This is a genomic window from Halomonas sp. KO116 (assembly GCF_000734975.2).
Classification (GTDB): domain Bacteria; phylum Pseudomonadota; class Gammaproteobacteria; order Pseudomonadales; family Halomonadaceae; genus Vreelandella; species Vreelandella glaciei.
Map to the genome: position 1 here is coordinate 2,486,465 of NZ_CP011052.1, position 25,371 is coordinate 2,511,835.

At 52.9% G+C, this 25,371-nt stretch carries 17 protein-coding genes and 1 pseudogene; 10 read left to right on the plus strand and 8 right to left on the minus strand.

Translation table 11 applies throughout. The features are described 5' to 3' along the window. Window positions 1–180 precede the first annotated feature (180 nt). The 3 genes from KO116_RS11600 (at window position 181) to KO116_RS11610 (ending at window position 3,856) form a co-directional block, all read left to right on the plus strand. Complete coding sequence (locus tag KO116_RS11600; protein WP_035558452.1) at window positions 181–1,773, plus strand: antiporter; 1,593 nt, start codon at window positions 181–183, stop codon at window positions 1,771–1,773. A gap of 72 nt (window positions 1,774–1,845) precedes the next feature. Then, window positions 1,846–2,304 carry a universal stress protein gene (locus tag KO116_RS11605; RefSeq protein WP_035558455.1) on the plus strand — a complete coding sequence of 153 codons (459 nt, stop codon included), beginning with the start codon at window positions 1,846–1,848 and terminating at the stop codon, window positions 2,302–2,304. Window positions 2,305–2,362: 58 nt separating this feature from the next. Further along, window positions 2,363–3,856, plus strand: coding sequence for an MFS transporter (locus tag KO116_RS11610; protein ID WP_035558458.1), 1,494 nt, complete (start codon window positions 2,363–2,365; stop codon window positions 3,854–3,856). 104 nt (window positions 3,857–3,960) lie between these two features. Here the strand turns inward: KO116_RS11610 and KO116_RS11615 are convergent, their stop codons facing one another. Further along, entirely contained in the window at window positions 3,961–6,627 is a 2,667-nt protein-coding gene (locus KO116_RS11615; RefSeq protein WP_035558461.1) for a bifunctional acetate--CoA ligase family protein/GNAT family N-acetyltransferase, read from the minus strand. A gap of 351 nt (window positions 6,628–6,978) precedes the next feature. Here KO116_RS11615 and KO116_RS11625 point away from each other — a divergent pair. The 6 genes and pseudogenes from KO116_RS11625 to KO116_RS11650 all read left to right on the plus strand — a co-directional run bounded on the left by KO116_RS11625 (window position 6,979) and on the right by KO116_RS11650 (window position 13,048). Continuing rightward, window positions 6,979–8,065: pseudogene (locus tag KO116_RS11625) on the plus strand (IS3 family transposase). Window positions 8,066–8,578: 513 nt separating this feature from the next. Next, window positions 8,579–9,244 carry an ABC transporter permease gene (locus KO116_RS11630; RefSeq protein WP_035558468.1) on the plus strand — a complete coding sequence of 222 codons (666 nt, stop codon included), beginning with the start codon at window positions 8,579–8,581 and terminating at the stop codon, window positions 9,242–9,244. A 42-nt stretch (window positions 9,245–9,286) separates the two neighbouring features. Then, the gene (locus KO116_RS11635) at window positions 9,287–10,447 is read left to right on the plus strand and encodes an ABC transporter ATP-binding protein (RefSeq protein WP_035558471.1); all 1,161 of its coding nucleotides are present in this window, start codon (window positions 9,287–9,289) and stop codon (window positions 10,445–10,447) included. A 2-nt stretch (window positions 10,448–10,449) separates the two neighbouring features. Beyond that, window positions 10,450–11,181 (plus strand): ABC transporter permease, encoded by a 732-nt coding sequence (locus tag KO116_RS11640; RefSeq protein WP_035558475.1) that lies wholly within the window; start codon window positions 10,450–10,452, stop codon window positions 11,179–11,181. 42 nt (window positions 11,182–11,223) lie between these two features. After that, the gene (locus KO116_RS11645; protein ID WP_035558478.1) at window positions 11,224–12,108 is read left to right on the plus strand and encodes a glycine betaine ABC transporter substrate-binding protein; all 885 of its coding nucleotides are present in this window, start codon (window positions 11,224–11,226) and stop codon (window positions 12,106–12,108) included. Window positions 12,109–12,205: 97 nt separating this feature from the next. Next, complete coding sequence (locus KO116_RS11650) at window positions 12,206–13,048, plus strand: nitrilase-related carbon-nitrogen hydrolase (protein ID WP_035558480.1); 843 nt, start codon at window positions 12,206–12,208, stop codon at window positions 13,046–13,048. 57 nt (window positions 13,049–13,105) lie between these two features. Here the strand turns inward: KO116_RS11650 and KO116_RS11655 are convergent, their stop codons facing one another. The 3 genes from KO116_RS11655 to KO116_RS11665 are packed head-to-tail and all read right to left on the minus strand — an operon-like array spanning window position 13,106 to window position 16,835. Continuing rightward, window positions 13,106–14,596 (minus strand): CoA-acylating methylmalonate-semialdehyde dehydrogenase, encoded by a 1,491-nt coding sequence (locus tag KO116_RS11655; protein ID WP_035558748.1) that lies wholly within the window; start codon window positions 14,594–14,596, stop codon window positions 13,106–13,108. Window positions 14,597–14,625: 29 nt separating this feature from the next. Continuing rightward, a complete protein-coding gene (locus tag KO116_RS11660; RefSeq protein ID WP_035558483.1) occupies window positions 14,626–15,900 on the minus strand; it encodes a M24 family metallopeptidase in 1,275 nt (424 codons plus the stop codon). 53 nt (window positions 15,901–15,953) lie between these two features. Beyond that, entirely contained in the window at window positions 15,954–16,835 is an 882-nt protein-coding gene (locus KO116_RS11665; protein ID WP_035558486.1) for a HalD/BesD family halogenase, read from the minus strand. A 138-nt stretch (window positions 16,836–16,973) separates the two neighbouring features. Between KO116_RS11665 and KO116_RS11670 the strand changes: the two genes are divergently transcribed. After that, window positions 16,974–17,849 (plus strand): LysR family transcriptional regulator, encoded by an 876-nt coding sequence (locus tag KO116_RS11670; RefSeq protein WP_035558489.1) that lies wholly within the window; start codon window positions 16,974–16,976, stop codon window positions 17,847–17,849. A gap of 107 nt (window positions 17,850–17,956) precedes the next feature. On the opposite strand, the gene KO116_RS24665 is transcribed toward KO116_RS11670, so the two are convergent. The 4 genes from KO116_RS24665 to KO116_RS11685 all read right to left on the minus strand — a co-directional run bounded on the left by KO116_RS24665 (window position 17,957) and on the right by KO116_RS11685 (window position 25,281). Then, window positions 17,957–18,367: a transposase gene (locus KO116_RS24665; protein WP_082072580.1), complete on the minus strand. Its 411-nt coding sequence runs from the start codon at window positions 18,365–18,367 to the stop codon at window positions 17,957–17,959. A 289-nt stretch (window positions 18,368–18,656) separates the two neighbouring features. After that, complete coding sequence (brxL, locus tag KO116_RS11675; protein WP_200897098.1) at window positions 18,657–20,729, minus strand: protease Lon-related BREX system protein BrxL; 2,073 nt, start codon at window positions 20,727–20,729, stop codon at window positions 18,657–18,659. Window positions 20,730–20,851: 122 nt separating this feature from the next. Then, a complete protein-coding gene (pglZ, locus tag KO116_RS11680) occupies window positions 20,852–23,482 on the minus strand; it encodes a BREX-1 system phosphatase PglZ type A (RefSeq protein WP_035558492.1) in 2,631 nt (876 codons plus the stop codon). A 53-nt stretch (window positions 23,483–23,535) separates the two neighbouring features. Next, window positions 23,536–25,281 carry a DUF262 domain-containing protein gene (locus KO116_RS11685; RefSeq protein WP_035558495.1) on the minus strand — a complete coding sequence of 582 codons (1,746 nt, stop codon included), beginning with the start codon at window positions 25,279–25,281 and terminating at the stop codon, window positions 23,536–23,538. Window positions 25,282–25,371 lie beyond the last annotated feature (90 nt).

Genomic DNA, 25,371 nt, shown 5'->3' on the forward strand with positions numbered 1-25,371 from the left:
TACCCCTTCTCGATTTTTTCTCTTTAAAATCAATGAATCCAGGCTTTTCAGCGACTACCTCTCAAGAGGTATGTCGCTGTTTTTCATGCTATTTCCAGCTATTCCCCAATTTCTTCCCTCAGCGTATCTTGCTTTCTAACTGCTAGATGCAGACAGGTTTGATGCCAAGGGGAAATCGCCATGAGCAAGAGAAATGCCGACATTGAGAAATGGAATGTCGAAGACGCCCAATTCTGGGAACAGGAAGGCAAGCACATTGCCAACCGCAATCTATGGATATCCATCCCCAGCCTGCTGATGGGCTTTGCTGTCTGGATGATGTGGGGAATGATTACCACCCAGATGCAGAACCTGGGTTTTTCGTTCACGGTTAACCAGCTATTTTCACTGACGGCGCTTGCCGGTCTAGCAGGTGCCACCCTGCGCATCCCAGCATCGTTCATGATCCGCATCGCTGGCGGGAGGAACACCATATTCCTGACCACCGCGCTATTGATGATCCCCGCAGCCGGCACTGGTATCGCCTTGATGAACCCAGGCACGCCGTTCTGGGTATTCCAGGCATTGGCGCTACTTTCAGGTATCGGTGGCGGTAACTTCGCTTGTTCAATGAGCAACATTTCCACTTTTTATCCCAGCAAGCAGCAAGGTTACGCCCTGGGCATGAATGCAGGCCTTGGTAATTTCGGCGTCACTACCATGCAAATTGTCATCCCGCTGGTAATGACCGTCGGCATTTTCGGCGCTATAGCCGGTTCACCGATGGAATTGCAAAGCGCTAGCGGTACGCTGATCGGCAGGATCGAAGCAGGTACCGATACCTGGATCCAGAATGCTGGCTTTATCTGGCTTGTATTCCTGGTTCCATTAGCGTTCGCCGGTTGGTTCGGTATGAACAATCTTCGCACTATTACGCCCAACCCTGGTTCGCCGCTGGCGGCTTTCAGCAAAATATTGGGCCTCTACGGCGTCGGCATGGTGACTGCCATCGTCGGCATGCTGGCTCTCAGCTGGCTTAATATGTGGGTTGCCCTACCGCTAACCATTGTTCTGACTCTGGTGTTGTTGCGCCTGATTCCTGGCGACATCAAGCCCAATATCCAGAAGCAGTTCGCAATATTTTCCAATAAGCACACTTGGTCAATGACCATCCTCTACATTCTGACCTTCGGCTCCTTTATCGGCTTCTCTGCAGCCCTGCCGCTCTCTATCAACGTCATCTTCGGCAACATGATGGAAGCCACAGCCGATGGTACGCTGATTCGCGTGGCCAACCCAGAGGCGCCCAGCGCTTTAACCTGGGCCTGGATAGGCCCCTTCGTGGGCGCTCTGATCCGTCCGCTGGGCGGATGGATCTCCGACAAAGTGGGTGGCTCCATCGTCACCCAAATAATCTCTGCGGTCATGGTGGTCGCCTCTATCGCCACCGGCTACGTGATGATGCAGGCCTATAACGCCACAGATCCTAATCAATTCTTCTGGCTATTCCTGCTGCTATTCATCGTGTTATTCGCCGCCAGTGGTATCGGCAACGGCTCTACCTTCCGCAGCATCGGGGTTATTTTCGACCAGCAGCAGAAAGGCCCGGTGCTTGGCTGGACCTCAGCCGTCGCTGCCTATGGCGCCTTTATCGCCCCGCGGGTAATGGGCGAGCAAATCCAGGCCGGCACACCGGAACTTGCCATGTACGGCTTTGCGGTCTTCTACGCCATCTGCCTGGTCATCAACTGGTGGTTCTACCTACGCAAAGGTGCCTACGTTAAGAACCCCTAAATAGGGCTTGCTTCTTTATGCCCGGAGCCAAGCTCCGGGTCTTCACCCCCTACCCCAATGCGGGAGGACACCATGAAAATCATGATCGCCTATGACGGTTCGCGAAACGCCAAGCTGGCGCTCGCTCAGGTCGTCAATATGTTCCGCTGTAACCAACCTCTGCTGGTACTGGTCGGCGTGGTGGAGAATCCCCTCGACGCTACCGATAACAACGAGGCGCTTTTTCAGCAGGAGCACGATGAGGTTAAACAACACCTTCAAGAGGGTGTGGCATTCGCCATCGGCGAGGGCTTCCAAGCCGAGCAGCTTCTAGCCGAAGGGGATGCACGCAAGATGTTGCTGCAGGCCACTCGCAAACTCTCGCCAGACCTACTAGTAATTGCCCGCCATAGCCATCAGCCGGACGGCGGCATCATCGCCAAGTCGTTGACTTATTTTGTTGATGAACTCGACTACATGACTTTCGGCAGCGTCAGCTCGTTCCTGGCTCGGCGCGCCGAGTGTCCCTTGTTGATCCTACCCAGCCCTTGAGCAGCCCCTACCCCTACTTTTGGTAAAGACCACCCTTGGGACACAGGACGATACGACCATGAAAGTTTCCGCTGTATTCAAGTTTCGCAGCCCCGAGATTCGGGCCTTGCACCTGACCTGGATTGCCTTCTTTATTACCTTTTACGTGTGGTTCAACATGGCGCCGCTCGCGTCGAGCATGCTCAAGAGCGTCGACTGGCTGACCACGGATGATCTCAAGCTGTTCGCCATCTGCAACGTGGCCTTGACCATTCCCGCCCGCATCATCGTCGGCATGGCGCTGGATCGATTCGGCCCGCGACGGGTGTTCTCGGTGCTCATGGTCACTATGGCGCTACCGGCGCTGGCGTTTGCTTTCGGTAACAGCATGACGCAACTGCTGGTGGCGCGCCTGGTGCTGAGTTCGATTGGTGCCAGCTTCGTGGTCGGTATCCACATGACAGCGCTGTGGTTCAAGCCGAAAGACATCGGCTTCGCTGAAGGCTTCTACGCTGGCTGGGGTAACTTCGGCTCCGCCGTAGCGGCCATGTCGCTGCCGACCATCGCCTTGAGCATGTACGGTGGCCCCGATGGCTGGCGCTGGGCAATCGCCCAGAGCGCTATTGTTATGGCCGCTTACGGTGTTTACTACTGGTTCGCGATTACCGATGGGCCGGATGCCCAGGCCCACCGCAAGCCACGCAAGACCGCCGCCATGGAAGTGAGCTCCTGGGGCGATATGATCAAGCTGATCATCTGGACCATCCCGCTGGTCGGCGTACTCGCCATCCTGGTCTGGCGTATCCAGTATATGGGCTATTTATCAGTTACTGGGGCGGTCATCGCCTATCTCGTCATTGTGGCGATAGTTATTTATCAGATCGTACAGATCCTGCGGGTCAACCTGCCAATCCTGCGTAAGGGGGTGCCCGAAGATGATAAATACTCGTTCAACAGTGTGGCGGCGCTTAACAGCACCTATTTTGCCAACTTCGGCGCTGAACTCGCAGTGGTATCGATGCTGCCCATGTTCTTTGAGGAGACCTGGGGCCTGAATGCCGCTACGGCCGGCCTGATCGCTGCGTCATTCGCGTTCGTCAATCTGGTGGCGCGCCCCATGGGCGGCATGGTTTCCGACCGCATGGGTAACCGGCGCTTTGTGATGCTGTGCTACATGTTTGGGATTAGCGTTGGGTTCTTGCTAATGGCCATGCTCAATTCGAGTTGGCCACTCATTCTGGCCATTGCGGTGACCATCGGCACCTCGATTTTCGTGCAAGGGGCTGAGGGGGCAACCTTCGGTATCATTCCCTCCATCAAGCGCCGGATAACTGGTCAAATCTCGGGCATGGCGGGCGCTTACGGTAATGTTGGCGCGGTGGTTTACCTAACCATCTTTACGTTTGTCACACCGTCGCAGTTCTTCTACATCATCGCGACGGGTGCCTTCATCAGTTGGGTGATCTGCCTAGTGTGGCTCAAGGAACCAGAAGGCGCTTTCGACGACGAGTACTATGTCTCTTCAGTCGATAGGGCCATCGAAGAACAAGCGCTACAGAATGCGAAACCTTGAACATTCAGACCATCGTTAATTAACACACATAACCCGGGGTGTCAGAGCAGATGACCAAGATAGCTCCCTGGGTTACCAACTCAGGCAGTTGCCGGATAGCGGCGTTACAGATTAAGCACAATCATGACGGTATCTGCTTCATCTTTGGTTGACTGGACCACGAAACCAAACTCTTTCGCCATTTCTCGCATGGCATGGTTTTCTCGCAGAACATCGGCAAAGACCTGCTGAAGGCCATTTTCACGCGCATAGTCGATCATCTGCTGCATAAGCCGATAGCCAAGCCCGGTGCCCTTCATGTCACTACGCACCATGATCGCAAACTCCGCCTTTTCCTTGTCGGGATCAGCAGACAAACGGACAACACCCACGATTTCCTGTTTACCTTGTGGCATCGCAATAAACGCCATTTCCCGATCATAATCGATCTGAGTCAGCCGGGCGGCGAAGGCATGGTCGAACCGCCGGATGGCAGCAAAGAAGCGTAGCCGCACATCATCGGACGTGGAATAACGAAGCATATCCACCAGCGCACCCTCATCTTCGGGACGAATAGGGCGCAGTGAATAATGTTGGCCATTGCGTGTTTCGATAGTTTGCTCAAGTTGCTGCGGATAGGGGCGTATAGCAAACGGAGGCCGCTCTTCACGGTCGGCCCTGACCACGATGCGCGCATCCAAGGCAATCACTCCGGTAGCATCGGCCAGTAGCGGGTTGATATCCAGTTCAACCACGCGATCCAGATCGCTGATCAACTGTGACAGTTTAATGAGCGTGAGAGAAATCGCTTCCAAGTCGGCCGCAGGGCGGTCACGGTAGCCGCGCAGCAAACGTGAGATACGTGTCGCCTGGATCATTTCTTGTGCTAGCAGCGGGTTGAGTGGCGGGAGACCCACCACCCGGTCACCGATTAGCTCTACTGCCGTGCCTCCCTGGCCAAACATAATAATCGGCCCGAAAACGCTATCTTCCGCGACACCTAAAATCAGCTCATGCGCCCCAGGGCGACGAATCATCGGCTGCACATTAAAACCATCTAACCGCGCCTCAGGCGCCACTTGGCGCAGCGTCGCCAGCATATCCTCGGCCGCCTGTGCCACCGCACCGGGCGAGGCCAGGTTCAACTGCACGCCCCCGCTATCAGACTTATGCGAAATATCACGCGAGAGGATCTTCAGCACGACCGGGAAGCCCAACTGCTTTGCTGCCTCACTCGCCTCTTCCGGTGTATGCACAGCAATGGCAGGGACGGTTGGAATCCCATAAGCCGACAATATTGCCGAGGCCTCTGGCTCGGTCAGCACGTTGCGCTCATCTTTAAGGACTTGGTCAATAATAGCGTTCGCGCTGGCTTTATCGATGGTAGCGTCAGTGGAAATGGGCGGTGGCGTTTCCATCAACGTTTGCTGGTTTCGCCAGTAGCTGGATAAGTGCCAGAAGGCCCGGATGGCCTGCTCAGGCGTTTCGTAGGTTGGAATTTTTTGTGCCGCAAACAAATGGCGGGCCTTAGCTGGCGCCCCTTCTCCCAGCCAGCAGGTAAGAACGGCCGGGCGTTGCGACCCCAGGGTATCAACCACCGCTTGGGCAGCGTCCAGGCTATCTGCGACCGCGGTGGGACAGTTCATAACAAGAATCGCATCCGCTTCTTTCTCGTTAAGCAAGGCTTCAAGTGCGCTTGTGTAGCGTTCCCCCGGCGCATCGCCGAGGATATCAACCGGATTAGCATGCGACCACGTGGGTGGCAGCACACTATCCAAACGCGCTAGCGTTGCTTCAGAAAGCGCGGCCAAGCGACCCTGCATCTCGGCCAGCTCATCCACTGCCAGCACACCGATTCCCCCTCCGTTGGTGAGAATAGCTAGCCGGTCGCCTTTAACGTGGATACCGGTGGCCAGGGTGCCTGCGGCTTGAAACAGTTCATCAAGTGTATTGACCCGCAGCATACCTGCGCGCCGAAACGCTGCATCGTAAACGGCATCAGCACCCGCCAGCGCCCCGGTATGTGACAGTGCGGCTTTGGCGCCAGCATCGCTGCGCCCTGCTTTAACCACCACCACAGGCTTATTACGTGAGGCCTTGCGGGCCGCCGATAGGAATTTGCGTGCCTCGGTAATGGCCTCAACATAAAGCAGAATGGAATGCGTCTTGGGGTCGAGGGCCAAGTAGTCGAGCATATCGCCGAAATCGACATCGCTCATCGAACCGAGGGACACCACATGCGAAAAGCCGACCCCCCGCGCTGACGCCCAATCGAGGATAGAAGTAGCCACCGCGCCTGACTGCGTCACAAAGGCGACATTCCCCTTTTGGGGCATGATATGCGCAAAGCTGGCATTGATTCCCCGGTGCGGTGCCAAGACCCCCAAGCAATTAGGGCCAACAATGCGCATCAAGAAAGGCTTTGCCGCATCAAGCATCGCCTGTTTGAGCACTTGGCCATCGGCATGCTCACCTTCACCGAAGCCCGCGGTAATCACCACTGCAGCCCGGCACCCACGCTCCCCAAGCTCGCGAATAAGCCCGGGGACCGTATCTGGTGGCGTCGCAATAATGGCCAAGTCAGGCGCTAGCGGCAGCTCACTTACCGTGTGGTAGTTGAGAGCCGAGCGGATAGCCCGCTCTCTTGGGTTCACGGTCAGGATCGGCCCTTCGAATCCGGCATCAAACAAGTTACGCGCCAGCACAGCACCTACTGAGCCTGGGCGATTGCTGGCACCAATCAAAGCGATCGTGGTGGGAGAAAACAACGCATCTAAATTGCGAATTGACATTGAACATCTCCGTCTAGCAATGGCAGGTCAGCGCGGTATGCTGCGCGTTCATCAACGTTAGTTAAGGAAGAAATATTACAGCTAAATCGCCGTTCTCACGCCTTGCATCGAAAAAACATCAAGACGACTATCTAATAAAGTATACCGAGATGGCTACATAAAATTTAACTTGAAATTATTTAAACGAACCATGATGACCGTCAAGTCATCGTGTATCGCGTAAGGCAGCTAGGCCAAGGACATTTATACTGCTTTAACTTCACAGGAGAAACCAAGACAATGGTAATCCCCCCGAAAAATAATCGCGTTGATAAGTGGAATTTTGTAACCTGAAAAAACAGGAGATTTCACATGCGCAAATCACGTTTTACTGACAGCCAGATCATGGCGATTTTGAAGCAGGCTGAGTCTGGCGTGCCGGTCCCTGAACTGTGTCGCGAGCATGGCATGAGCAGTGCCTCATTTTATAAATGGCGCTCCAAGTACGGTGGTATGGATACCCCATGATGAAGCGCCTCAAGGAGTTGGAAGACGAGAACCAGCGCCTCAAGAAGATGTATGCCGAAGAGCGATTGAAGGCAGAGCTGCGCCAGGAAGCCCTCGAGGGAAAGTGGTAAAGCCATCTCAACGCCGCGAGATGGCAAAGAATGTCGTTGAGGCCGGTTGCTGCAGTATTCGGCTGGCCTGTCAGATTTTCGGGATCAGTGAAACCTGTTACCGCTATCAGGCGAAGCTGAGCCATGAGAACGCCGTTATCGCTGACTGGCTGGTGCGCCTGACCCACAATCAGCGTAACTGGGGCTTTGGAATGTGTTACTTGTATCTGCGCAACGTGAAGGGCTTTCGCTGGAACCATAAGCGCATCTACCGAATTTATCGGGCATTGGAGCTGAACTTGCGCATCAAGCCGAAAAAGCGATTGGTACGTGAAAAGCCAGCGCCATTGGTTGTACCCACGGCTCTGAACAACTGCTGGTCGATGGACTTCATGCATGATCAGTTGGCCGATGGCCGAACGTACCGGTTGTTTAACGTGATCGATGATTACAACCGGGAAGGCCTGGTCATCGATACTGACTTCTCACTGCCAGCAGAGCGCGTGATACGCTCCTTAAACCAGTTGATCGAATGGCGTGGCCGACCCAAGGCCATTCGATGCGACAACGGCCCGGAATACATCAGTGGCAAACTAACCCGTTGGGCGAAGCAGAACGGCATTGAGCTGCTGTACATTCAACCTGGCAAGCCACAGCAGAATGCTTACATCGAACGCTACAACCGAACAGTCCGTTATGATTGGCTGAGCCATTATCTGTTCGACTCGGTCGCTGAAGTACAGGATTTTGCCACACGCTGGCTTTGGACGTACAACCACGAGCGACCGAATATGGCATTGGGTGGAATAACACCGAAACAGAAGGTGGCCATGGCTGCCTAACCAACTCTACTTATCGCCCCGGTTATAAATGGGGGGATTACCCATTGGCTAACCGCCTGTGCTACATGCCTACTCTCCAAGGCCAGTCACCTTTCGCTGTTGCGCTTCAATCTGTTCGCTGCGAATATTTGCGTGAAGATTATACTTCCAAGAATGCGGCCCCTATCGGAGCAAAAAAGAGATTCCGTTGATCAGCTTCCATTAATAAAAAAAACACTACTAAATAATTTAGCCTAGCCACCCAATCAAACTGAAGGGCTTAGCCACTAGAACAGCCGAAGCGTAAGTAAAGTGCACTGATTCATAAAAATTAACTATTACGCTCCCTGATTGTGCCTATTACCCATCATCATACTAATACTCAATAATCACGCGTCCCTTTTGTTAAACTACTTTTGTTCTAAACACATCAAGAGATATGTGCCCTGACGGACTGCGCTCTAGCCACCATTAGCGTACATGAGCAGTTTTATAACGGCTCTTATATAACTATTAATAATCAGGAGGCAGCGTTTGGAGCTATTTCACTTCGCCTTGAATAATGCAGGTCTGCTGCTGTCACGCACAGTCGAGCATATTGCCCTTGTTGGCGTTGCCGTTGGCATTGCCACCTTGACGGGAGTGCCAATCGGCATCGCCATTACTAAAAATGAGCGTGTCGCACAAAGTGTGCTCTATCTAGCGTCCATCATCGTTACCATCCCTTCAATTGCCCTTTTTGGCATCATGATTCCGGTTTTATCGCTCATCGGGCATGGCATCGGCTATGTGCCAGCTGTGATCGCGGTATTGCTGTACTCCCAGCTACCTATCATCCGCAACACGTACACAGCGATTAATAATGTGAATCCGGCATTACGAGAAGCCGCTCGAGGCATTGGCATGAGCCCCAATCAGCGCCTGCGTTTGGTTGAAATTCCACTCGCCATCCCGGTCATCATGGCTGGCGTACGCACGGCCGTAGTGCTCAATATTGGCGTCATGGCGATCGCCGCCTACATCGGCGCCGGTGGATTAGGCACCTTTATTAGCCGGGGCATTTCTCAATCGGATCCACGCCAGCTAATCGTCGGCGCGATTGCTGTGAGTCTGCTGGCCATTATCGTTGACTATTCACTACTGTATTTACAAAAGCGCCTAACCCCTAAAGGAATGAGCCGTGAGGCTGCGGCGACCTAACGCCTCTTTCTTGATGTAATTGCTACTATAAGAGACACCCATATGATTCGACTTGATAGCCTGACCAAGGTGTTCGATACGCCGAAAGGCGCGGTGGTGGCCGCTGACCATATCGATATGGAAGTGCCTGAAGGGGAAATCTGTGTCCTCTTGGGGCCATCGGGCTGCGGCAAAACCACCACGTTGAAGATGATCAACCGGATCGTTAAGCCCACTGCTGGCAAAGTGTTTATCAATGGCGAGGATACAACCGGCCTCGATACTCAGACACTGCGTCGCAATATTGGCTATGTGATCCAGCAAATTGGTCTGTTTCCCAACATGACCATCGAGGAAAACATCACCATTGTGCCCAAGCTATTGGGCTGGGATAAGGCCAAATACAAAGCACGGGCACGCGAAATGATGGCGATGATCGCGCTGGAGCCGGATGCCTTTCTTAAGCGCTTCCCCAGTGAGTTATCGGGTGGTCAACAGCAACGCATTGGGGTGGCCCGTGCACTCGCCGCCGACCCGCCAGTGATGTTGATGGATGAACCGTTTGGGGCTATCGACCCGATCAACCGGGCCGTCATTCAAGATGAGTTCCTTAAAATGCAGCAGGAACTCAACAAAACCATCATGTTCGTAAGCCACGACATCGATGAAGCTATCAAAATGGGCAACCGCGTAGCGGTTTTCCGTGAGGGGAAGCTGGTTCAGTACTCCACGCCCGATGACTTGCTGGCGGCGCCCAAAAACGCTTTTGTGGAATCCTTTCTCGGTGAAGACCGTGCGCTTAAGCGGTTAAACCTGGTAAAAGTGCGTGAGATTGTTACCGACGAAATCGGCACCGTCTTGCCAAGCGATACGTTAGAGACAGCGTTGGCGAAAATTGACGACTACGGTTATCAAAACGCTATTTTGATGGTGAATGAACGGAAGCAGCCCGCCGGGATTATTAGCCGCTCCGTCGCCCGCACTACTAAAGGCTATTGCCGCGATCACTTCCAAGCTGTTCCTGCGGTTGTTGATCTCGACGATGACCTACGCAAAGCCGCCTCTTTGATGTTTGCTCACGACCAAACTTGGCTGCCCTGCGTCAACCAAGAAGGAACGGTGTGCGGCCAAATAACCCAGCGCGCCATGACCAGCCACCTAGGCGCACGCTATCGCGCTCGCCAAGGGGATGATCGCAAGCCATCTGCGGCCATTAAGGAATAACCATGCCTATTCGATCCATAAAAGGGGCGCTTAAGGTACTGGTGCTGGTGGCCATTTTTTTCGCCGGAGTGTGGAGCCAGTCTAGCGGCGTTATTGATGAGTTTTTGTGGTATCTACCTGACGTTCAGTATTTGATGGTTCAGCATATCTGGCTCACGGTGATGTCCGGTAGCTTGGCAATTCTCTTTGCCATTCCGCTGGGTATTGTTCTATCGCGCCCCAAAATGGCGAATGTAGCCGAATCACTCATGCAAGTGCTCAACGTTGGGACCACTATCCCCACCCTAGCCGTGCTTGCGCTGTCGATGAGCTTTTTAGGCATTGGCACGGTACCGGCTGTTTTTGGCCTTTTTGTGGCCACGCTACTACCCATTACCCGTAATACCTATACGGGATTGAAGGGAGTTAACCCAGCACTCATGGAAGCGGCTGCGGGGATTGGCATGTCACCGATGCAACGGCTTTTCAAAGTCGAGCTGCCCAATGCCCTCTATGTAATTTTTGCAGGGATGCGCACAGCACTAACGATCAATGTGGGCACTGTTCCCCTGGCGTTTTTGATCGGTGCGGGCGGTCTCGGTGAGCTTATTTTTACCGGCATTGATCTTTATGACCCGGTCATGATGCTTTCCGGTGCCATTCCGACCGCGCTGTTAGCGATCGTGGTCGATGCGCTGATCGCGGTTATTGCGTTTCTAGTTGTCCCTCGTGGGGTCAATCCCGGTCGCACTTAAGCCCCGCCACTCATGAAGCTTTTCTAACAAAAGAAGGATTCGATGATGAAAACATTTACTACAGCACTGACTAGTATTGCCTTGGCGAGCAGCGTTTCGCTCGCAAACGCCAACGACATTAGCGTTGGCGGTAAGAACTTCACCGAGCAGCAGATACTGGCCACCATGACGACACAGTATCTGGACAACCTCGGTTACGATGTTGATAGCCGCTCAGGCATGGGCTCGGCCATTCTTCGCCAAGCGCAGGAAAATGGTCAGATTGATCTTTATTGGGAATACACCGGCACGTCTCTGATCAACTACAACGACATCAGCGAAAGCCTAAGCCCTGAAGAAACCTACCAACGGGTCAAGGAACTCGACGCCGAGAAAGGCCTTACCTGGCTTGAACCGTCGGAGGCCAACAACACTTATGCGCTCGCCATGCGCGAAGCTGCCGCCGAGGAAAGTGGCATTGAAACGCTTTCTGACCTGGCCGACGCGGTCAATAATGAGCAGGGTCTAACCTTTGCGCTCAATGCCGAGTTCTACGCCCGTGAAGATGGTTGGCGCCCGCTAATGGAAGCCTACGACTTTCGTGTTGGTCGCAGCGAAGTGAGCCGAATGGATACAGGCTTAGTCTATCAAGCACTGCGCAATGAAGAAGTCGACGTCGGCCTCGTATTTGCCACCGACGGCCGTATTCCTGCCTTTGACTTTTACGTGCTTGAAGACGATCAAGGCTTTTTCCCGTCTTATGCGCTCGCTCCGGTGGTGCGCACGGAAACCCTGGAAGCTAATCCTGAGCTTGCCGACCAGATGAATAAACTCTCGGCACTTTTAAACGACGCGACGATGGCCGAACTCAATGCCAGCGTGGACGTTGAGCGTGAGTCAATCGAAGACGTGGCAGAGAGCTTCCTAGACGAGAATGATTTGCTCTAACACCGCTAGGCACATGCTCATAGCGCTGGCATAGTGTCTTGCCATCACATCACAGCAAAGCCGCTCTATTTGAGCGGCTTTTTCAATGGAGACGCCAATGCATTATCAAGACAAGCTTCGCGTCGGTGCCGCGCAGATCAATACAACATTGGGTGAGTTGAACGCCAATATCGACCGCCATTTATCGCTAATTGCCGAGGCAAAGCGTAAAGGGATGGAATTGTTGGTATTCCCCGAGTTGTCATTGACAGGTTATCGCCTAGCGAACCAAGTGATGCAGGTGGCGATGCCCTTGGAAGACCCACGCCTTAAAACGCTAGCCAATGCCTGTGGTTCTATGCAGGTCGTGATGGGTTTTGTCGAAGAGGCGAGCCCCGGTGAGTACTACAATGCGCTGGCCATCTTTCAGCACGGCCAGCTAATGGGCGTGCATCGCAAGCTTAATCTGCCCACCTATGGCGGGCTGGAAGAAGGCAAGTGGTTTACCCATGGCAGTGAACTCACGCATACCGATATTTGCCCTGGCTGGTCGGCCACTCAGCTGATTTGTGCCGACTTATGGAACCCAGCATTAGTGCATGCCGCCCTGCTCGCTCGCCCGACGGTGCTTTGCGCGCCGATTAACTCAGCTAGCGGCATCGTCAGTGAGGACTTTTCCAATGAAGAAAATTGGGCATTGAATACCCGGTTTTACGCCATGACCTATGGCACACCGGTCATTATGGCGAACCGCTTTGGGCCGGAGGGTGACAGCCACTTCTGGGGCGGCTCGCGCATTCTCGGCCCGGGTGGTGAGACGCTTGCGCAAGCCGACGATGAAGAAGTGCTGATTATGGCGGATCTTTCCCGTACCGCGATTGCCAAAGCACGCTTTGAATTACCCACACATCGTGATGCGGATACCCCACTGGTCAGGGAGCTTATGGCGGGTTATCGCTAGCAACGGCCAGCTCACCCGCCAGAGTAAGTATCCGGCGGGCAGGGGGTAAAGGTAGGTTCAGTGGGAGGGAAAGCTAAACTGTGCCGTCTCTTGGGCACTTTCCGTCGGCCAGCGCTGTAAGACTGCCTTACGCCGAGTGTAAAAGCGCACAGCGTCGGGCCCATAGGCATGCAAGTCGCCAAACAGTGACTCTTTCCACCCACCAAAGCTATGAAAGGCTACCGGTACGGGTAGCGGCACATTAATACCTACCATGCCGACTTCAACCTCATCGGTGAAGCGGCGTGCTGCTTCACCAGCGCGGGTAAACAAGCAGGTACCATTTCCATACTGGTGAGCATTTATGAGTTCAACGGCTTGATCAAAGTCATCCACGCGAACGACACACAAGACGGGGCCAAAAATCTCGTCTTGGTAAATACGCATCGCTGAAGTGACGTGGTCAAATAGCGTCGCGCCCATAAAGTAGCCAGGGGCGTTTTCCACTAGCGGATGTTTGCGACCATCGAGTCTTAATACTGCTCCAGCTGATTCGCCTTGACCGATATAGTCTGCCACCCGATCACGGTGGGCTGGGTTTACCAACGCGCCCATATCCAACCCCGGCTCTGTTCCGGGTCCAATATTGAGATGCTTCGCTTTTTCAGCAATCTTGTCTACCAACACATCAGCGGTTTGATTTCCCACACAAACAACCACCGAAATCGCCATGCAGCGTTCACCAGCGCTACCATAAGCGGCACCAATCAAGGTATTAGCCGCATTCTCAAGGTCAGCATCAGGCAGTATGACCGCATGATTTTTCGCCCCACCTAATGCTTGCACGCGCTTACCCAGGCTGGCACCACGCTGGTATATTGCTTTGGCTACCGGCGTAGAACCAACGAACGACAGCGCTTTAACCTTTGAATGCTCGATGAGCGCATCGGCGGCTTCGCGGTCTCCTTGTACGACGCTAAACACACCGGCGGGCAGGCCTGCCTCTTCAAGTAGCTCCGCCATTTTGATCGCCACGGAGGGCACTTGCTCTGACGGTTTTAAAATAAAACAGTTGCCACATGCAATCGCTATGGGGAACATCCATAGCGGCACCATCGTGGGAAAATTGAACGGTGTGATGCCCGCGACAATCCCCACCGGCTGATGGTTTGACCACGTATCAATACCCGGTCCAGCGTTATGGGAATACTCGCCCTTTAATAGCTCAGGAATACCGCATGCGTATTCGACGTTTTCAATGCCACGTTTGAGTTCTCCCATGGCATCTTCCAACACTTTGCCATGTTCTTCGCTAATCAGCTTACACAGCGCCTCAGCATCACGCTCTAACAGCATTTTGAAGCGATACATGACCTGTACGCGCTTGCTAGGCGGCATATCACGCCAAGTGGGATACGCCGTTAGCGCCATTTTCACGGCTGAATTGACCGTTTGCGTGTCCGCCATTGCCACTTGGCGCACCGTTTTACCAAAGGCTGGATCTACCACGGGGAAGTAACGAGCTGCTTCTACGGGGCTCCCTCCTATCCAGTGGGGAACAGTCGTCAGCGATGAATCAATCACGGGATTACACTTCCTTATTTTAGCAGCTCGTCGTTGAAGGGATAGCGTGAGAGCTTTTCGATACCGGTCTCGGTAATCAATACCTCTTCTTCGAGTTTGACACCATCAGCCGCGCCGACCTCGCCAATATAGCTTTCGACCGACACCACCATGCCTGGCTCTAGAACACCGTCCTTGGAGAACTTATCAAAATCCATATGGTGCGCGACCAGCGGCGTTTCACCATGCATCCCCACCCCATGAATGATCGATGGGTAGCGGCGGTCGATAAAGCGATCGGGGATTTTCCAGGCTTTATCGGCAATTTCACGGTAGCTCATGCCCGGTTTAAGCAAGCCCATATTGTGGTGTACCTGGTCGTACGCCATGCGATATATTTCGCGCTGATAGGCCGAAGGTTTGCCTGGACCAACGTGGAACGTGCGCGAGAAATCCGAGTAGTAACCGTGGCAACCGATGGTGTCGGTATCCAGTGCGACCAGCTCGCCAGGGCGAATTTTGCGGTCACTGGCTTCATTAAACCAAGGGTTTGTACGCGGCCCAGAAGAGAGAAGACGGGTTTCGATAAACTCGCCCCCGCCTCTGATCACCTCGCCGTACATGATCGCAAACAGCTCGTTTTCAGTGATGCCCGGTTTAATCGCGGCTTCGACTTCCGCCACGGCGGCTTCACTGGCGGCCATCGACTGAGCCAAACAAGCGATTTCTTCAGGCGTTTTGATGCGACGACAGTGCAACGTATCCTGCATGCAATCGTAGACATCAAGCCCCTGTGCTTCTAATGCACGCGCTAAATTAAGCGCGCAACGGTCAAGGCCCACTTTCTTATTACCCCTGCCGTGTTCCTTAACCAATTCGGCAATTTCCACACCAAAGGGGTCAGACGACATGCCATCGCGCTGATTCACCGCTGACCACACCACCTTAGAGGTGCGCGCCTCATCGATGGTCTCAAGCCAAGTGGACACGTGCGCGCTACCGGGATACTCAAATAGAATAATTGGCCCTTCCAGCGGGACATAAACGTATCGCGTGGAGTTACGCAGGAAGTAACCAAACATATTGCGCGACCCTGTCGCATAGCGCTGGTTATTCGGGTCAAACAGCACCAGTGCTGCATACCCTTCTTCCGCCATCATGGCACGCAGACGCTGAAGCCGCCCAGCGCGCAGCTGTTTAGGATCAAAGGCGGTGGGAATGCTATCGCCGTTGCCCATCGGCGCCGACGGCACCACTGGAATCTGATCAGGTTCGTTATCGGTAAGGTTTTCGCTTTCGACAATACTCATGCTATCTCTCGCCTCAGGGTTGGTTGGAGTCGCGGGGAACGTCTAAACGACTCCTAATCTGCTAGGCTATCGCTACGCTGCATGCCGTCTTTAAGGATTTGTTCATGAACTGGTGCCATGCGGCCAAAGATACGCTGAGCACGTTCCGGCCGACCCACAAAGCCTGGCTCTTTGGCGTAGGCAAAAATGACGGTGTGGCGCTCTTTATCTCCCTCAACCGGCGTCACTCGGTGGAGAGAGTAGCGACCAAAGAACACCTGTAAGTCACCCGGTTGAAGATCAAGGGTTTTCAGTTGTGAGCGATCCCCGTCGATGACTTTCTCAACGTCTGCGAAGTTTTCACCTTCAGGGCTACGGATCCCCGGCGCGTACTCGAAACGGCCGCCACCATGAGATTGACGCGTCATCATCGTGACAATGAACTCGTTGGTGTCATAGTGCCAAGGGTGCTGGCAGCCCTCACGCAACACGTTTACCACTAAGTCCGCCAACGGGTCGGCGTACTGGTGAATTTTTTCCATTCCCACCACGGCCCCGATAAAGCGTTGAAATTCTGGATTTTCATACACTTGTCGGATAATAGTGTCACTACCGATACGATCCCCTGCCACAAAACCATTCGTGCGATCGTCAAAGCGATTTTTGGGATGTGTGGCCGGCAGTGAAGGGTCTCCTTCACTGTTATACGGGTTCGTCTCCGTTTGGTTGTAATGAGCATCCGGCGACAGCCGCTCTGTTTCCCGTTCAAGACGTGCTAGAGCCTCCTCAGGAACAAAGTTTTTAAGCACGACGCAGCCATCTTCACCTAGCTGACTGCGACACTGTGCGATTAACGCACGTCCGGTTTCACTGTCCAGCGCATCAATGGGATACGTTTTGAGATCGATAAGGCCATCTAATGTATTCGCCGATGGAGCAACCGCAGTCGCTTGCATGAAAAATACTCCTGTCGAATTAACGAATAATCTGGTGAATAAGGTCACGTTGAATAACGTTTTGGACAGGGTAGTGATGGATGACTCATAATAGAAATGAATAGTTGAGATACGACCCATTTAAAAGGCTCATGAATTATGGATACGGATTTACTTCGCGCCTTTGTCACCGTGGCGGAATGCCAAGGGTTTAGCGCCGCCGGTAAGGTGTTGCATCGAACCCAATCGGCGATGAGCCTGCAAATAAAGCGCCTTGAGGATCAGATGCGGCAGTCACTCTTTGAGCGCACTAGCCGCAGCGTGTTGCTAACGGCCGCCGGAGAACGTCTGCTGCCCTACGCACGCCACATACTCAAGTTAGAAGATGAAGCCAAAGACTTACTTAAAGGAGGGACACATGGCGAAATCATTCGACTAGGCACTTCTGAAGAACAAGCGGCTACCTACTTGCCAGATCTGCTGCCCCGCTTTTCGGCACAGTTTCCCCATATTCAGTTAGAGGTACAGTGTGATATCAGCGACGCGCTGGTGAAGCGCTTTCAGGAAGGGTTGTTGGATGTCGTGCTGTCGGTTAGACATAAGCCCACTCAATCAGGGCAACTACTCGGTTGGGAGCCAATGGTGTGGGTGATTGCTGAACATGTACCGTTGGCGCAATGGCCAATACTTCCATTGGCCTTAAACCCTGAAGGCTGCATTTTTCGTGCGCATGCGTTGTCAGCACTCGGACGTGAGGAAAAACCCTGGGAGCTTCGCTACATTAGCCAATCCCCGACCGGCATTAATGTCCCTGTGCAAAATGGACTTGCGCTAACCGTTAAGACACCGCGCAGTGTTCCGCCAGGTTGTCGTATCGTGACAGAAGCCGATGGATTACCTGATCTTGGGCATGTGGAAATAGAGCTTCACCAGCGCCCTGGCCATTCCAGTGAAGCCTTTCAAGCATTTTGCCAAGCGCTAGAAGCAGCAGTTACTGACCATAATGGCATTGAATGCCTACATCTAGGCGCGTAGTAAACTTGTTTATATTTCCAACGTACCCCACCGTTCAGCCCTATTATTTTCATCATACATTTTCGAGCCATTGTTATGGCATTTGTGCGAAGTCGGCGGAAGAAAAGCTAGGTTTTGTACAAAAAGTTGGCTCGCAAGCAACGGTCGATGCACGCAACGCATACCATCGCTCTAAAGCTACTGGCTAATTTTTCATAGCGTGTGGCGATTCGCTGTAACTCTTTCAGCCAACCAAAGCAGCGTTCTACCGCATTGCGTTGCCGATATTTATGTTTATCAAACCGCCTTGGTAATCCAGGACGGGCTCTTCGATGCATATTACGCTGAGCTATCACGGGCTTCATACCGTGTCTGTCACAATAGCGGCGTAGCTCATCGCTGTCATAACCTTTATCCGCCACTATGTAACGACTACGCTTACGGGGCCGACCCGTTCTACCTGGCAGGTGGATTCTTTCTAAGGTAGAGATGAAGTGGCGAGACACTGACTGTTGGCCGGGTGACAAAGTGAAGGTCATCAGATATCTCGTAACGTCCGACCATCGTTTTCCCCTATGCGGCTATTGCATAGGAAAAGTTAGCAGATAAGACTTTTCGTACAAAGCCTAGGAACGTTCGTACAGCACTAGATCAACTGGATTTACGTGGGCTACCCATTCGCCTGAATAAGCTACTGGATGCCCTTGCCCTGGAAGAACGTGAGCAGCACGGTAATCGTCACTCCATCGGCTTTATTTGAGCTAAGAACCGAACGAAAACGTGCAAGAGATACACTACGCATCCATGGTGTAAATGAATAGATTATCCTTAATCAACTCCGAGCGCCTTCACGACTGCGTCGATTGGCTCTGCATAGAAGCTAGTCTGAAATTTGGTAAATAGCTCGCCGGGGATGGTGGAAATATCCATGGCGCTGCTCATCGGCAGGGTGACTCGCTTACCGCCGGCATCAAAGGCGACCTGCAGGCACTCTGCAAGGTTTTGAACGGGTTTTAAACTTCCGCCCAGGCTCATATCGCCTAGCACCACCATTTGGCTTTGCGTCGGCTTGCTGACAAGGCCTGATGAAAACGCCACCAAACTGGCTAACGACAAATCGCGCAGGACACCGCTATTTTGCAGATCTACCACATGGAGGTGGAAATCATGCTCCATGACCTTACGGGCACCGCTGATGCGGCTGGCATTGGCCTTGAAGTAATCAAACGCCATTTTGACCTGCTCTTTGGCTGCGGTGGAATTCCATAGTCCCGACATCGCCAGCTTGCCGCTGCCTGCGGTTACCTGCATTTCGATGCGGTAAACACCCGGCATGCCTTTATCGCTTAGGCCAATAGTATGCACCACGCCCGGCTTACCTTGGCCTTCTGGAATCAGACCACCGCCGCCCTGTTCTTTCACCGAAACAAAGTGCTCTTCCAGGGTCTCCTTGTCGATGTAGCTGAAATGGACATCGTAAAACTCCATGCCTCCAATTTTTTTCAGCTGCTCCTTCACACGACGACGTACCTGCATAGCGTATTCCAGGCACTCCCGTACATCGTCTTTTGTGTACTCCCCATGGGGGAACATTAGCTTCAGCAGGCCAGACACCGTTTTACGAACCGCGATCACGTCACGCTGATTGAGGTTGTCGCCCAGAGAAAAGTAACGATCAATCGCATCTGCGAAGCTGCGCTTACGCATTTCACGGAAAAATTCAGCCAGATAATCGACGATAAACCCATAGCGCTGAGTGAAGAACGATGGCCGCATCTTGGGGATTTCCCAGCCAGGAATGTAAGCATGGAAGCGATCAAAAAACGCCGCATCGATCATCGCATCAGGAAATGGCGTCAACAGATGGCTGGTTTTCACCATCGACTCAACGCTCTGGTTGATGTTGCCTATAAACACCATCGAGGCCGATGCCTCCATCTGCTCACGCCCACGGGCGAATGAACCAGACGCCATATAATCCTTCATGATCTGCACCCCGTCATTATCCTTGAACGAGATACCCGCTACTTCATCGAACGCCACCAAGTCCCACATGCCGACTAAACCAATGCGCCGTGAGCTCATGTTGTAGAACAAATTAGCTACCGTTGTCTGCCCGCCGGAGACCAGAATACTGTTGGGGGAGCACTCCTTATAGATATGGCTTTTGCCGGTGCCGCGTGGCCCTAGCTCACAAACGTTATAGTTGTTTTCAACAAACGGGATCATCCTGGCGAGCAAGTGCCACTGCACGCTCTCGTCTAGCTCAGCGGGTTCCATGCCAATCGAGCGGATCAGTACTTCACGCCATTGTGAATTGGTGAACCCACGCCGCCCTTCAAATAGCTCGTCCATATTCATGTGCGGCATTTGAATCGGCTTGAGCAGGCTGACACTGAATGGTGATGTTGTCTGCCCCTCTTCATGGAAGTAGCTGAGCGTGGCGATGACCCAAATACCGCCCACTAGCAGCTTTTCGTTCTCTTTTACGATGCCTGCGGAGATCTCAGCATCTTTGATGCCTAAGTTGCTAAATGCTGCTTCATAGCGGTCTTTCTTCTCGTTCAGTCGCACCGTGACACGATCAATGACCTTGAAGCTGCCCCGCTCCCGAACGATGGACTTCACCTTTTCCGCTTCATCAGGCCGAACGTAGTTATTCGTCAAAATCGCTTTAACGTTTTCCAGGCCTTTTGCAATCACCTCTGCATCATCAGATGCGCAGTACATACCCAGCAGGTACTCCAGCACGTAAACCGGTACGTTGGCGCCCTCTTTCACACGCTGAGTTAGATCCTTGCGCACCACTCGGCCAGCAAAGTGGCTATTGAGCAGCGTGTCCAAGTCTGCGTCGTGGAGCGAATCAGTCATTTGCGTAGCGGAAGATGGCTCGAAATCCATGTAGACGGTCACTCCTAAACGGCGAAAAAGAGCACAATTTTGTGTGTGAGAAAGCTAACTGGCAAAGCGTTGACAGATGACAAGTCGTTACCTGCATCGCGACTTGCCGGACGATCACTGGCTTAGAAGAAATCATCCGTAAAGGCCAAGTCGATCACCACCCGGTAGCGCTCCCGCTCGGTGCCTAAGTCTTTATCGCGCAGCACCAGGAAGTAGTCATTTTTACGGTCAAACGAAGTGCCCGAGAGTGAAAGGCGTACCGACTTCATGCGCTCGTTCATGTTGTCGCTCGCGCTATCGAAGGTGATTACCTCTTCACTGGAGACCACGTGACTGCCTTCATAAATCGCGACTGAAAGGGTGACAGGCCGCAAGCGTTCACTCACCGCTGCGGTTTGCAGCAGGTCGAAGCGCTGAATGTTATTGACCATCTTCAACGATGCCTTCGGTGAGATTACTTCGACCTTGCGGGTACTGCGTTTCTCGGCTTTTTCGCCACGCAGCTGCTGTATCGTGAGCACCGGCACAACGATTTCTTGAGGCATGATGCCACCATGCACAAAGCGCGCCCCGCCCACAAAATGGAAACGGTGCGCGCCTTTGGGTATCCAGAATTGGGTGGCGCAGGTGGTGCCTGCGGTATCGCGGGTATGCCCATGCCAAACGCTGGAGTTATCAGGCAGGGATTCACCCAGCACATAGCGCTTTTTGCTTTTGAACGCAGAGGCAGGCTTGTCCGTAAGCGCCGTGCGATCGGTGGCATCCAAGGCGCTACGTTGGAATAAGAAACCGTGGTCTGCCGTCACCAGCACCGTGCTAGTATTCAAGTGCATCAAAATCTTGCGGGTCAGCTGATCTAGCTCATCAATGGCATCTTCCACCGCCGCAAACGTCTCGCTTTCGGTGTTAGCGGAATCCCCACGGGCATCCACCACATTGTGGTAAACGTACATCAGCTGGACGCCTTTAATTTTTTCGCGCCCCTCTTCCCGAGACCACCCTTTCACCTCGTCGGCGGTGACCGCCATAGCCTCACCACCCAGCGCTTCCTTTAAGAGTTTGCTGCGGTTGACGGTGCCCTGGGTCGATTGACCATTCACCAACACCGTATCACTGCCTGGTTGATAGCTTAGCTCACGGTGCGGCAGCAGCGAGGCCATGCCCAGCGTGGTATAGCTAGGCACTACCCCCAACTGACTTTTCAACGTCGCTTCACTGTAACGCTTGGCATTGATGCGCTCGCGCAGCTCTTCGGCAGCCTCATAACGGAAGGCATCGCTAATCACCACGACCACGCGTTTTTGGCGGCTAGCGGCTAACTGAGGTTGCACCCAGTCACGGTAGAAGTTTTGTTGATTAGGGATGTTAGGCAGCTTCCAGTGCGTCAGCCGCTGTTCGGCCTCTACACGCTCGCTCCAGTTGCGCGTCAGCTGGCCCAAAAACCACTCGTCGTAACAGCGCTCGACGGCCGTATCCAGGTTTTTCAGCAGCTCAACACCGGTCGCGTCAGATGCCACCGCGTAGTGGCGATAAGCCGTATCAAAACGGTAGAGGTCGGTTTGGTAAGCGTGGTACAGCGCCTCAACGCTCTCAAAGTGAAACCCTTTGGCATGTTGGTGGCGCAGGCTGAACAGTGCAATAGCCGCGGTGAGCGCTGCGTACAGCTGCCGATAACGCTCGCGGCGGGCATCGTTTTTATGCCGAGACGCCCAATAGCCATCTAACCGCTCAACAATAATGCTATCGAATAGCCGCAGGTCGCGAACATTAGCGGTGGGAATTGTTTGGCAAAGATCCACAATGATCTGCTTCTCCACGACCTCAAACGTCGCCACATGGCTTAACTGCTCTAGCGGCACATCCTGCAGCTTGTCATCAATACGCTGGGCATCCGCCACCCACCCGGAGATCACATCGAACGCGGGGTAAAAACGCGAGCTATCCCGCCAGCGAGTCAGCAACGCCCGCGAAGATGCACGGGCATTAACAGAGGGAATCGCCACCTGGCGTGCCCAGTCAGGAATATCAGAAATACTCTCGCAATAGCCGGTAATCAGTAACCGCAACATTAACTGGCCGAAATTCAGAGGCGTTTCACCACTCAGCTCTTCACGGCTGGCGGGGTAACCGACTTCGGCTTGTAGGACACGTACAAACGCAGGCACCAGGGCGTACTTTTCGGACTCAACTAAAGCTGCCGGATTCGCCTCTAACCCCAGCTCGTGGGTCACCGCCTCTTCTGCCAGATGAAACAGCAGCGTCGCCACCTCTATTGACGCTGCCCCCACCACCACGGCCAGCATCGCAAGGTCCAGCTCATCTTCACTCATGGAAGGCTTGACTAAACGCATTAACCCTTCAAGACGTTTCCGGCTGGCTAAAAACGCCTGCCGCTGAGCTAGATGCTCGCGCAGCACATGGCGCGTAAGGCCCAGCTCATTAAAGATCATCGAGACGCGATCCGCGTAGAACCGCCCTGAGTAAAGCTTTATATCCAGCAGCCAGTCGTCTTCCGGTGCTGGCTCGGCGTAGGGAAAGTAGAGCAGCGTGGGAGTGTCAGGCTCTTCCAGCTCCAGGCGTAGCTTTACGCCAAGGGTCGACTCCCCTGCCATTGTGATCACCTGAATGCCTTCCAGCGCGAGGTCACTCAGCGACTCTGCAAAGTGGCCGGGGGCGTCATACCAGAAAACAATCCGATGGTAGTCGGTGAAGAAGGCGTGTTGTAAGCCCTGCTGGAGTTGTTCGAGCTGCACTGAGAATTCTATCCATGCTGAAAAAAAGTTATAGCAAAATTAAATTGCTAGGCTTAATAACTGTTAACTACTTGTTGGATTCTTTTTATCAATAGCGCCTTTCTCTGCAAATAAAAATCATCAAACTTTGCGACGTCATCTGGTAGCAGGTCTATCCCTTGGGAATGAAGATGACGCAAACGCGCCTCAGGGTCCGGCCAAGAAGCCTCATACCATTTCAGAGGCATTTTTTGGCGCTTCTCGTTATTGATGGTTCCTTCAAGTAATTGAAGATTTGGAAGCTGATTGTTCCATGCCTTGAAAGACTCAACTCTTTCCTCAGGCACACCAGCCTTTCTCAGCTTGCTTGTGGTGAAAAGTCCTTTCGGGTAGATGTGGTCTACATGAAAATGTCGAGAAAAATCGAATCCCGGGAACAACAAAGAAAGCAGCGCGAAGGTTCTTTTACCACCGTACTCCAACTCGGCCAGCTCTTCGACTTCCTCGTCAACAAAGTGGAGTGCCTTACCCCGGGCCGCCATCACCGAACTCAGCTTCTCCGCTGGAAAGCCTGCCTCACTATCCTCCTTAAGCACTCGGCGCAAGCTGGTTAGCAAAGTATCAAGACCACTGCCCCAAATACCAGACGCCTTTAACAACGATTTAATAAACCACTTGCGCAGAACTTCGCGATCCTTCGCATATTCTGAACGGGACAAATAACCATCATCCAGCTTTCGAGTATATAGGTAATAGGCAATCGGCAAAATTGCGCTATCTGCACGCAGGTTCTGCGAGTTGAATCCAAAAGTAGCCAAGAGTTTGGTCGTAAGGAGAAGAGCAGTTCGTATCTCAAGCCAGTTCTTCTCAAGGATAGCCATGTTAGCTTTATTGAAGTTATCGACTTTGAAGCCAACACTGCCAATATCTGACAGCATCAATCCTGCCTTCAGGACTAGATCTTTACTGAAGGAAAAACCATCCCCTGTTTCATTCATTTCGTCAACGAGAGCATGGATTTCCTCTCGTGCATCCAGGTCGTTCCACTGTGCAACAGCTATGGACAGCAACAAGTCCGAATATGAGAGAACAGTCCCCCCACTGTTCATACGGATGAAGATATTCAAGACATGTTCAAGGTCTTGCTCTTTTTCTTCATAGTAAGCAATCTTATCTTTGTCTAATATTGTGGTGATCAGATGTCTAAGGACACTTCTAGCGGACTTGAGGGACTCTCTATCGCCCTTCCACCCATCATTAAGTTCATCGTGCAAATCGTCTCTGTCTTCTTCTAGAATCCGCCCAACACGGAACCAGTACTCCCCCTCGGATCTGTCACCAGCTTGCTTGTCTGTTAGGAACTCGAACTGATAGCGGCTACCTGTTTCGTCCTCAGGCTGTCCCAGCAAATTGATATAAAGTCGCTTGAGAGGAAACGCATCGGGACTCGTCCACCACTTTCCATGGATTTTTTGGCTGTAAGATCCTTGAAGGCCAATGTTCAGAGCTGTAATACGCTGTTGACCATCCAGTACGGCAACCAGCTCGCGGGCAGGAAGGTTTTTTAGCGGCGGGCAGTGAGGATTGTCTCGCTGATGATAATGCGTAACAAAGTCGTAAAACTGGTACTTTCCACGATTATCAGGCTGTATGCGCCAAAATAGGAATGTGCCAAACGGGTAGCCCTGAAGTAGGCTGTCGAACAGGTTGCAGATCTGCTCAGGTCTCCATACAAACTCCCTCTGAATCGCAGGGAGAATTAATTCATGATTCCTCACCTGGTCAATTAATGAAGAGATGGTGCCACCTGCCTGATACATAGTATCTCCACTATATTGATTTTGCTTTCGATGGTTTAGCTACCAGATTAATCTTTGACCATTTTTGACTGGCCAGCCCATCATCCCGTT